The sequence below is a fragment of the Spirillospora sp. NPDC046719 genome (assembly GCF_040645715.1).
GTDB lineage: Bacteria > Actinomycetota > Actinomycetes > Streptosporangiales > Streptosporangiaceae > Spirillospora.
Window position 1 is genome coordinate 1 of sequence record NZ_JBEYYT010000348.1, and the last position, 10401, is coordinate 10401.

At 74.3% G+C, this 10401-nt stretch carries 10 protein-coding genes; 6 read left to right on the top strand and 4 right to left on the bottom strand.

Annotated features, from left to right (window positions below):
- Positions 1-110: 110 nt before the first annotated feature.
- The 3 genes from ABZ914_RS38300 to ABZ914_RS38310 form a co-directional block, all read right to left on the bottom strand.
- Positions 111-359 carry a DUF8836 family protein gene (locus tag ABZ914_RS38300; protein ID WP_190856103.1) on the bottom strand — a complete coding sequence of 83 codons (249 nt, stop codon included), beginning with the start codon at positions 357-359 and terminating at the stop codon, positions 111-113.
- 90 nt (positions 360-449) lie between these two features.
- Positions 450-1367, bottom strand: a complete 918-nt coding sequence (locus ABZ914_RS38305) for a Rieske (2Fe-2S) protein (protein ID WP_500199339.1) — start codon at positions 1365-1367, stop codon at positions 450-452.
- Positions 1368-1696: 329 nt separating this feature from the next.
- Entirely contained in the window at positions 1697-3931 is a 2235-nt protein-coding gene (locus ABZ914_RS38310) for a molybdopterin-dependent oxidoreductase (RefSeq protein ID WP_500199341.1), read from the bottom strand.
- 120 nt (positions 3932-4051) lie between these two features.
- Here ABZ914_RS38310 and ABZ914_RS38315 point away from each other — a divergent pair, with 120 nt between their 5' ends.
- The 6 genes from ABZ914_RS38315 to ABZ914_RS38340 all read left to right on the top strand — a co-directional run bounded on the left by ABZ914_RS38315 (position 4052) and on the right by ABZ914_RS38340 (position 10023).
- A complete protein-coding gene (locus ABZ914_RS38315) occupies positions 4052-4507 on the top strand; it encodes an NfeD family protein (RefSeq protein WP_500199342.1) in 456 nt (151 codons plus the stop codon).
- Positions 4504-5526 (top strand): SPFH domain-containing protein, encoded by a 1023-nt coding sequence (locus tag ABZ914_RS38320; RefSeq protein WP_500199344.1) that lies wholly within the window; start codon positions 4504-4506, stop codon positions 5524-5526. The genes ABZ914_RS38315 and ABZ914_RS38320 overlap by 4 nt, the downstream gene beginning before the upstream one ends.
- A 157-nt stretch (positions 5527-5683) precedes the next feature.
- On the top strand, positions 5684-6769 hold the full coding sequence (locus ABZ914_RS38325; protein WP_500199345.1) for a CapA family protein: 1086 nt from the start codon (positions 5684-5686) through the stop codon (positions 6767-6769).
- 73 nt (positions 6770-6842) lie between these two features.
- Entirely contained in the window at positions 6843-7601 is a 759-nt protein-coding gene (locus ABZ914_RS38330; protein ID WP_500199346.1) for a MerR family transcriptional regulator, read from the top strand.
- The gene (locus tag ABZ914_RS38335; protein ID WP_500199348.1) at positions 7598-8143 is read left to right on the top strand and encodes a GyrI-like domain-containing protein; all 546 of its coding nucleotides are present in this window, start codon (positions 7598-7600) and stop codon (positions 8141-8143) included. Before ABZ914_RS38330 ends, ABZ914_RS38335 begins: the two co-directional genes overlap by 4 nt.
- A gap of 71 nt (positions 8144-8214) precedes the next feature.
- The gene (locus ABZ914_RS38340; protein WP_500199350.1) at positions 8215-10023 is read left to right on the top strand and encodes an SDR family oxidoreductase; all 1809 of its coding nucleotides are present in this window, start codon (positions 8215-8217) and stop codon (positions 10021-10023) included.
- A gap of 10 nt (positions 10024-10033) precedes the next feature.
- Here the strand turns inward: ABZ914_RS38340 and ABZ914_RS38345 are convergent, their stop codons facing one another.
- Positions 10034-10279, bottom strand: coding sequence for a hypothetical protein (locus ABZ914_RS38345; RefSeq protein WP_500199351.1), 246 nt, complete (start codon positions 10277-10279; stop codon positions 10034-10036).
- Between the last annotated feature and the right edge of the window lie 122 nt (positions 10280-10401).

The window sequence follows — 10401 nt, forward strand, 5'->3', positions numbered from 1 at the left end:
CGCTCGCTGCACTCGCTCCGCGTGCACGCCCGTGAGGTGGCTGAGCTTCAACCCGCCGGGGCTGGGGTTCAGACCCGCCGGGGTTGGGGGTGGGGCTGGGCGGGTTTGGGTCAGGTGGGTGGGGTGGGGTCGTCGGGGTGGGCGTCGCTGTTGGGGTACTCGACGAGGGCCAGGACGCGGCTGGCCATGAAGCGGGCCGTGCGGACCGGGGTGCCGGTGCGGGTGACCTCGCTGACCTCCACCACGCCGCGCCGCGTCGCGACCTCCACGCGCCGCCCCGCCCGGGCGGCGACCACCTCGTACGTCCGCGTCCCCTCGCCGCCGGCGTCGATCACGATCTCGACCCTGTCGCCCTTCATCGGCGCGAACCTCCGATCGTCGAACGTATATTCGACTTATACCCCGAAACGGGTCTCGCGAACCGCCGCGAAGAGGGTGAAACGCGCTGGTCAGCCCGTGGGACGGACCTGGACGATCCCGTCGGTCACCCGGGTCTCGAACGAGGGCTGGCGGGCGGTCGCGGGGCCGTGCACGACCGAGCCGTCCCGGACCCGGAAGGTGCTGCCGTGCCAGGGGCAGACGATGCAGGTCTCGGCGTTGTCGTCGGTGGTGACGCGGCCCTGGTGCAGCGGCCCGGCGAGGTGGCTGCACCGGTCGGCGAGGACGTTGATCTCGTCGCCCTCGCGCAGCACGAACAGGCTGATGTAGCCGAGGCGGCGGTGCACCGGCCAGCCGTCCGGCAGCTCCTCGGCGGCGCACAGGTCGTGCCAGCCGGTCGCGACGAGGTGGGACGTCTGGTCGGCGTGGCTGGCGCCCGCGGCCTGCCGGAACGCCAGGTGCCCGCCGAGGTAGGTGCCGCCGAACAGCACGGTGAGGCCCGCGAAGCCGAACGCCTTCCCGGCGCCGTCCCGTCCCTGGTAGCGGGCGGCGAGGGACGCCGCGTAGAGCATGCTCGCGGTGGCCGTCGCGGACGCGTGCACGAGGCCGACGCGCTGCTGCTCGCGGTGCAGCGCGGACCAGTCGGCGATGCCCGTGAGCACGGTCGGGACGGCCCCGACGAGCCCGGCGGCGACGAGCGTCTGGGAGGCGCGCGCCGTCCCCGGCATGAGGTCGAGGATCGCCGACGACATCCAGCAGCCGATCGGCACGTCGGTGAGGGGTGTGTGCGCGGGATGCCCGAAGGGGACGCCGTGCAGGGTGTCCTTCAGCGGGCCGGGGCGGAGCGTCTTGCGCACGGCGGTGGACAGCACCCGGATGGTGCGGTCGAGGCCGCTCGCGCGCTCGATGGTCTCCGTCGCGTCCGCCAGCCGCTGCGACGCCTGTGTCCCCGCGCCGCGCCGGAAGATGTTGCTCGACCGCCGGTTCATGTCCCTCCCTCGGGTGCGTGCGGGCGGCCCGCCCGAGGCGGCGCCCGGACCCATCGGTTCCGTCCGGCCCACTGGTTAGAGACGGCCGTAATGGGACGCTCGATTGCGAGGTTAGTCGATCCCCCGTGTGACGTTCGAGGCGGCCCGAGCCGCCCGCGGCGAGGGATACCTACCTGGACGCGCCGGGGCTAAACACGGCCCGCCAACGGGCGCGCACGCGGAGCGAGATCGGCGAACGGGCCGTTTCGCGCGGCGCGCCGGCGGAGCGGGAAACGGCCCGTCGACCGTGACGGGGGTTTCAGGGGAGCGCTCACCCTGGGAAGACCAGGTCAGGGACGTACCGGTGTCAGGGTGACGGGGACGCCGTTGAACACGGCGTTGCCGGACAGCGGGTCGATCTCCTGCTCGTCGGTGACGGCGTTCACGTTCACCCCGGCGTGCTCGCGGGCGACGGCGGTGCGGGTGCCGGGACGGTCGTGCCCCCAGCCGTGCGGGAGGCTCACGACGCCCGCCATGACGGCGTCGGTGGGCTCGGCGACGGCGTCCACGGACCCGGCCCGGGAGGCGACCCGGACGGTGTCTCCCGCGCCGACGCCGAGCCGGGCCGCGTCGGCGGTGTTGAGCTGGAGCGTGCAGGTGTTGGAGCCGCGCACCAGTTCCGGGACGTTGTGCAGCCAGCTGTTGTTGGACCGCAGGTGCCGCCGCCCGATGAGCACGAAGCCCCCGTCCGACGGGCTGTGCGAGCGCAGCGCGGTGTGCAGGCGGTCGACGTCGGCGGCGCAGGTGGACGGGCACAGCTCGACGCGCCCGGACGTCGTGCACAGCACCTCGTCGATGCGGGGCTTGAGGGCGCCGAGGTCGAGGCCGTGCGGGTGCTCGGTGCGCAGCCGGGTGAGGGTCAGGCCGGACGGGTCGGCGCCGAAGCCGTCGCCGTAGGGGCCGAGCCGCAGCATCATGTCGAGCCGCTGCTCGGTGAGGGTGCCGCTTTCGGCCAGCATCTTGCGCAGCTCGTCCGCCTCGCGGCCGTGTACCGGCGAGCCGGGGAGCGTGGTCGCCTTCCGCAGCGTCGTCGAGATGATCATCTCGTCGAGCGCGGCGGGGTCGCCGTCGGCGCCGGACGCGGCGAGCGCGAGGCGGGCGAGCAGGTCGGACTCGCTCGGCCGCCCGTCCGGCAGCGGCACGACCGGCGGCGAGTAGCGGGCGTAGTCGCGGACGGCGAGGCCCGTCAGCGCGATGTCGTAGTGCGGCGTCTGCGCCGGGCGCGGCGGCGGCAGGATCACGTGCGCGTGCCGGGTCGTCTCGTTCAGGTACGGGTCGACGCTCACCATGAAGTCGAGGCCGGCGAGCGCGCGGTCGAGGCGGGCGGCGTTCGGCGCGGACAGCGCGGGGTTCCCGCCGATGGTGACCAGCGCCCGGATCCGGCCCTCGCCGGGCGTCTCGATCTCGTCGGCCAGGGTCGCGACGGGGAACTCGCCGTTGACTTCGGGCAGGTCCCGGACGCGGCTGCGCCACCGCCCGGTGGTGAACGGCTTCTTGCGCCGGTACACGGGCGCGTGCGCGGGGCGCGGGAACATCGCGCCGCCGGGCCGGTCCAGGTTGCCGGTCAGCACGTTCAGGACGTCCACGAGCCAGCTGTTGAGCGTCCCGAACGCCTGCGTGCACGTGCCGATGCGCCCGTAGACGGCGGCGCGGTCGGCGGCGGCCAGCTCGCGCGCGGTCCGGCGGATGGTCTCGGCGGGGACGCCGGTGACGGGCGCGACGCGCTCGGGCGCGAAGTCGACGGCCAGGGCCCGCATGTCCGCCAGCCCGTTGACCATGCCGTCGAGGCGCACCGTGACGAGGTCCTCGGCGAACAGCGTGTGGACGAGCCCCATCAGCAGGAACGCGTCCGTCCCCGGGCGGATGAACAGGTGCTCGTCGGCGAGCGCCGCCGTCCGCGTGCGGCGCGGGTCGACGACGACGACCTTTCCGCCGCGCGCGCGGATGGCCTTCAGCCGGCCGGGGAAGTCGGGTGCCGACGCGAGGCTCCCGTTGGACTCCAGCGGGTTCGCGCCCAGCATCAGCAGGTGCCCGGTCCGGTCGAGGTCCGGCACCGGGATGGCGAGCGGGTCGCCGAACATGTGCCCGCAGCTCACGTGCTTCGGCATCTGGTCGGCGGTGCTCGCCGTGTACAGGTTGCGGGTACCGAGCGCCTTCACGATCGCCGACGCGTACAGCGGCCCCGCCACCGAGTGCGCCGTCGGGTTGCCGATGTAGACGGCCACCGCGTCCCGCCCGTACCGCTCGACGACCCGCGCCAGCTCCCGCCGCACCGTCGCGAACGCCTCGTCCCAGCCGGCCGTCCGGTGGGCGTCGCCGTCGCGGACGAGCGCCTCCTGGAGCCGGTCGGGGTCGCCGTCGAGGACCCCGAGCGTCGCGCCCTTCGGGCACAGGAACCCTTTGCTGAACGGGTCGTCCCTGTCGCCGCGCACGCGCGTCACCGCGCCGCCGTCGTCGAGGGTCAGCTCCAGCCCGCAAAGGGCCTCGCAGAGGGGACAAGTGCGGAAGGCCGTGCGGTCACCCATGTGTCGACGCTCCTCCTGTGGGGCCGAACTCCATTCTGTCGCGTAATTCCAGGGGGCGCCATTTCCACGTTCCGGAGTTACTTTGTTGTTGAGGACTTCCGGCAGCCACAAGGAGCTGCTATGGACGCGTGGGTCGTCTGGTTGCTGATCGCGGCGCTCCTCGGGATCGCCGAACTGCTCACGCTCACGCTCGCGCTCGGCCTGCTCGCCGTCGCCGCGCTCGCCGCCGGCCTCACCGGCGCGGCCGGCCTGCCCCTCGCCGGCCAGGTCGCCGTCTTCGCCGCCGGTGCCGCCGCGGGCCTCGCCGTCGTCCGGCCGGTCGCGCGCCGCCACATCCGGCAGCCGCCGCCGCTGCGCACCGGCGCCGCCGCCCACGTCGGGCGCGAGGCCCTCACGCTCACCGAGGTGTCCCGCGCCGGCGGGCGCGCCCGGATCGGCGGCGAGGAGTGGTCGGCCCGCCCCTACGACCCCGACCTCGTCATCCCGGCCGGCGCCGCCGCCGACGTCCTCGCCATCGAAGGCGCCACCGCCCTGCTGTACCCGGTCCCCGGCGGGCCGGGCGAGGAGACACCATGACCGAGATCGCCATCGCCCTGCTCATCGTCGTCGTCGCCGGGCTGGCCGTGGTCGCCACCGCGGTGATGCGGTCGGTCTGGATCGTCCCGCAGGCGCGCGCCCGCAACGTCGAGCGCCTCGGCCGCTACCACCGCACCCTCGAACCCGGCATCAGCTTCGTCCTGCCGTTCGTCGACCGCGTCAAGTCGCTCATCGACCTGCGCGAGCAGGTCGTCTCGTTCAAGGCGCAGCCCGTCATCACCGAGGACAACGTTGTCGTCCACATCGACACCGTGCTGTTCTTCCAGGTCACCGACCCGCGCGCGGCCGACTACGAGATCGTCAACTACATCAAGGCGATCGAGCAGCTCACCGCGACGACGCTCCGGAACGTCATCGGCACCCTCGACCTGGAGGCCACCCTCACCTCCCGCGACCGCATCAACACCGCGCTGCGCGGCGTGCTGGACGACGCGTCCGGCAAGTGGGGCATCCGCGTCACCCGCGTGGAGATCAAGGCGATCGAGCCGCCCGCGTCCATCAAGGACGCCATGGAGAAGCAGATGCGCGCCGAGCGCGAGAAGCGCGCGGCGATCCTCACCGCCGAGGGCGCCCGCGCCTCCAAGATCCTCACGGCGGAGGGCGACAAGCAGTCGACGATCCTGCGCGCCGAGGGCGCGAAGCAGGCCGCCGTCCTGGAGGCCGAGGGGCAGGCGAAGGCGATCGAGCGCGTCTTCTCCACCATCCACGCGGCCGACCCCGACCCGAAGCTGCTCGCCTACCAGTACCTCCAGACCCTTCCGAAGCTCGCCGAAGGCCAGGGCAGCACCTTCTGGGTGATCCCGAGCGAGGTGACGAGCGCCCTCCAGGCCGTGACCCAGGCGTTCAGCGGCCCCACTCGCGAACCGGACCCGGAGCCGTCCGGATCCGACGAGCCCGAAGCGCCCCGGGAGATCTCTTCCAGCGACCCGATCCCGCCCTACCAGCTCACCCAGGGCAAGCCCAACGGCCAGGAGACCCCCGCCGACCCCGCCTCCTGACCTTCGCCGCGGCCTGCGGGCGGAGTGCGAGTGCGTGGGGTCGCCGGTGTTGAGGAAATGGGCGGATTCGCCCTGAGGGCCGGATGTGGTCGGGGGTGGGGTGGGGGGATTGTCCTGGTCGTGCCATGCTTGGCCGATCAAGACGGGGAGGTCTCCCATGCGCGTTTTCGCCGTGGCAGCCGTGGGCGTGCTGGTCGCCGCCGCCGTGTCCGCGTGCGGCGGGTCCGACGGGCCGGAGGCCGCGGGGGCGACGCCGCCGGCGGCCACGGCCCCGGCGAAGCCGAAGGGGGGAACGGCGCCGTCGAAGGCGGCGCCGCAGCCGATCGTCCTCGCGTTCGGCGGGGACACCCACTTCGAGGGGCAGCTGCGGTCCCGGCTGGCGAACCCGGCGACCGCGCTCGGGCCCGTCGCGTCCACGCTGCGGGCCGCCGACCTCGCCATGGTGAACCTGGAGACGGCGATCACGACGGGCGGCACCCCGGCGCCCGGCAAGGAGTTCACGTTCCGGGCGCCGCCGACGGCGCTGACCGCGCTGCGCCGCGCCGGCGTCGACGTCGCGTCCATGGCGAACAACCACGGCATGGACTACATGGAGGAGGGCCTGCGCGACTCCCTCGCCGCGATCAGGCGCAGCGGCTTCCCGATCGTCGGGATCGGCCGTAACGCGGACCAGGCGTACCGGGCGTACCGGACGACCGTGAAGGGCAACCGGATCGCGATCGTCGGCGCGACGCAGGTACTGGACGACAACCTGGTCTCGGCGTGGACGGCGACCGGCGGCAAGGGCGGCCTCGCGTCGGCGAAGGACGTGCCGCGGATGGTGCAGGCGGTGAAGGACGCGCGGAAGGGCTCCGACCTCGTCATCGTGCATCTGCACTGGGGGCAGGAGCTGAAGGCGTGCCCGCTGCCGCGGCAGCAGGAGCTCGCCAAGGCGCTCGTCGACGCGGGCGCGGACATCGTCGTCGGCGGGCACGCCCACATCCCGCTCGGCGGCGGGTACCTGCAGGGCCGGTACGTCCATTACGGCATGGGCAATTTCGTGTTCTCGTCGGCGCAAGGGCAGACGGCGAAGTCCGGGGTGCTGCTGCTGCGGGTGGAGGGCCGGAAGGTCACGAAGGCGAAGTGGAAGCCGGCGCAGATCACCGGCGGGCTGCCCATCCCGATGAAGGGCGCGACGGCGGCCGCCGAGGTGAAGCGGTGGAACGGCCTGCGCGCCTGCACGGGACTCACCGCGCGCCCCTAGCCGCGACCGCGGTCGCGTCCCTGGTCGCGTCCCGAGTGGACTCTCCCACTGTGGGAGACGTCAGGCTGAGGACGTGAGCAACGATCTCCTGCCCATCGGGCGGTTCGCGCGGCTGTGCCGGTTGAGCGTCAAGCAGCTGCGCCACTACGACGACCTGGGCCTTCTCGCCCCGGCATGGGTCGACCCCTCGTCGGGCTACCGGTACTACCGGCCCGAACAGGCGCGGGACGCGCTGATGGTCGGGATGCTGCGGGAGCTCGACGTCCCGCTGCCCGCGGTGGCGCGCGTCCTCGCGGGCCAGGGCGCGGCGGCGCTGAAGGACGCGCGGGACCGGCTGGAGGCGGACGTGGCGCGGCGGCGCCGCGCGCTCCGGCTCCTGGACCGGGTGCTGGCCGAGGGGCTGCCCGAGACGGAGGTGTCGGTCGCCGAGGAGCCGGCCCGCAGGGTGCGGATCGCGCGCGAGGCGGCGACCCCGACGACGATCGCGGCCGCCACCGGGGCCTGCGTGGCCCGGCTCCTGCCGGAGGCCGAGGGGCCGCCGAGCCTCGCCGGGCTGTTCCCGCTGGACATGGCCGACGAGTTCGAGGTGCGGGTGGCGCTGGAGTCGGCGTCCGGCGAGGACGTCCTGCCCGGCGGGGCGTTCGCACAGGCCCTGCACACCGGCCCGTACGAGGAGATCGCGCTCACCGTCCACGGCGTGCTGGCCTGGTTCGGCGACCACGGGCACGCGCCCGCGGGGCCGGTCCGCGAGGTCTACCTGAACGACCCGGGGAGCACGCCGCCCGAGCACCTGGAGACCCGGGTGCTGATCCGACTGGAGGATGTCCGATGAGCTGGTACGAGGCGGCGGAGAAGCCGGAGATCGCGGAGTTCGGCCCGGTGTCGGGGCTGGCCGTCACCGGACGCGGCGAGCCGGGCGGCGCGGCGTACGGGGCGAGCGTCGGCGCGCTGTACGCGGTGATGGGCGCGCTCGGCGTGCCGATGGTCCCGCTGGAGGGACGCTGGTGGGTGGAGGACGAGCGCTCCCCGTTCGAGGTGCCGCGCGAGGAGTGGTGGTGGCACCTGTTCCTGCGGCTCCCCGACGAGGAGGGCGCGGTCGAGGCCGGCGCGATCGAGGCGGCCGTCACGGAGGTCAGGCAGGGGGTGCCGGCGGCGGCGCGCGTCCAGCGCGTCACGTTCACCGACGGGCGCTGCGTGCAGATGCTGCACCGCGGCCCGTACGCGGACGAGCCCGCGAGCCTCGCCGAGATGGACGCGCTGATGAAGGCGGAGGGCCTGGAGGTGAACGGCCTGCACCACGAGATCTACCTGTCCGACCCGAACGAGCCGGACCAGTCGAAGGCGCGGACGATCCTCCGCCAGCCGGTCCGCTGAGAGGCCCTGGACAGCGCACCTCATCGGCGTAGGTTCTCGGGCAAACCCCCGGAGAACGGTAGGGAGCGCCGATGCGGGACCAGCGGGTGAGGTCGGGCGGGATCGAACTGGCCGTACGGGAGCGCGGGGAGGGCGGCCGGCCGACGGTCGTCCTCGTCCACGGCTACCCCGACACCGGCGCGATGTGGGACGACGTTGCCGAGCGCCTCGCCGGCCGGTTCCGCGTGGTCACCTACGACGTGCGCGGCGCGGGCGGCTCGTCCGCGCCGTCCGACCCGCTGGACTACGGCCTCGACGCGCTGATGGGCGACCTGGAGGCGGTGCTGGACGGCGTCGGCGCGGACGAGCCCGTCCACCTCGTCGGCCACGACTGGGGGTCGGTACAGGGCTGGGAGGCGGTCATCGGCGACCGGCTGCGCGGCCGGTTCGCCTCGTTCACCTCGATCTCGGGGCCGGACCGGCGGCATCTCGCGCGCTGGGTGCGGACCGCCGTCCGGTCCGGGCCGCGCGGGGTGCGGGAGGTGCTGGGGCAGGCGCGCCGCAGCGTCTACATGCCGGTGCTGATGGCGCCGCGCGCGGGCGAGCTGGCGGCGCGGCTGCTGCCCGCCGGGTTCGCGCGCGGGCTGCGGCTGCGGGAGGGCGCCGAGCCGCGTCCCGGGCATCCGGCCGCCACGCTGGCGCGGGACGCGCGCAACGGGCTCGGCCTGTACCGGGCGAACATGGGGCGCCGCCGCGGTGGGTCGCCGGACGGTGCCCGCCGCGCCTCCGAGGGCGACGGGCGCACCGACGTGCCCGCCCAGCTGATCGTCCCGATCAAGGACCGGTACGGGTCGCAGCCGCTGCTGCTGTCGCCGCGCGGCGTCGTCCCGAACCTGTACGTGCGCCGCGCACCGGCCGGGCACTGGGTGGCGCGCAGCCACCCGGACCTGGTCGCCCGCTGGATCACCGAGTTCGTGGAGCACGTCGAGGGCGGGCCCGAGACGCCCGGTCTCGCGCACGCGCGCGCCGCCGCCGAGCCCGGCAAGGAGTTCGGCGGGGACCTCGTCGTCGTCACGGGCGCGGGCAGCGGGATCGGCCGCGCGACGGCCCGCGCGTTCGCCGACGCGGGGGCGCGCGTCGTCGTCGCCGACATCGACGAGGGCGGCGCCAAGCGGACCGTGGACGAGATCGGCGCGGCGGGCGGCGAGGCCCACGTCTACGGCGTGGACGTGGCCGACCCGGAGGCGATGGAGCGGTTCGCCCGGTACGTGAAGGACATCTGGGGCGTCCCGGACGTCGTCGTCAACAACGCCGGCATCGCGCTCGCGGGTTCGCTGCTGGAGACGCCGGAGGAGGACTGGGCGCGCATCCGGTCCATCAACCTCGACGGCATGTACCGCGGCTCCCGGCTGTTCGGACGGCAGATGGTCGAGCGCGGCGAGGGCGGCCACATCGTCATCGTGTCGTCGCTGGCCGCGTTCACGCCGAGCCCGGAGCTGCCCGCCTACGGCGCGACGAAGGCGGCGGTCCTCCAGCTCGCCGAGTGCTTCCGGCTCGACATGGAGCGCTACGGCATCGGCGTGACGGCGATCTGCCCCGGCGCGGTCGACACCCCGATCACCCGCCGGACCCGGTTCGTCGGGATGGCCCCGGCGGTGGACGCCGAGCTGCGCGAGACGATGGGCCGCGCGATCGAGCGGCGCGGCTTCCCGCCGGAGAAGGTCGCGCGGGCGATCCTGCGGGCCGTCCGGCAGGACGCGGCGGTCGTGCCGGTCGCGGTCGAGGCGCACGCCGCCCGGACCCTCGCCCGCGTCTCGCCCGCCGCGAACCGGGCCCTCGCGCGCCTCGGCCGCCGCGCCGGCGACCGCCTCCTCGCCGGCGTCCAGGACCGCCACGCCTGACGTCCCCGGCTCAGCCGGGGAAGCGGCGCTTCTTGGCGGTGTCGATCCAGCACAGCAGGGCGAAGGCTGCGCCGATGGCGAGGAGCGACACGATCCACCAGGCCGGGGACGGCAGCCGCAGCGCGATGACGAGGAACCGCTTCGGGCCGTCCGGCTTCCAGCCGAACAGCTTGCTGATGAACGGCACGACGCCCGTGTACACGCCGAGCATGAACACGAAGGAGGACAGGCCGTCGTAGGACTTCGGGTCGTTCATACCGTGGAGCCTGCCGGGCGGGGGGGCGCGCGGGATACCGACCAAGGTCGATGCCGCGCGTCCGGACGGCCGCGGTCGCGCGGCCGTCCGGGCGGCCGGCGGTCGCGCAGGCGGCGGGGCCG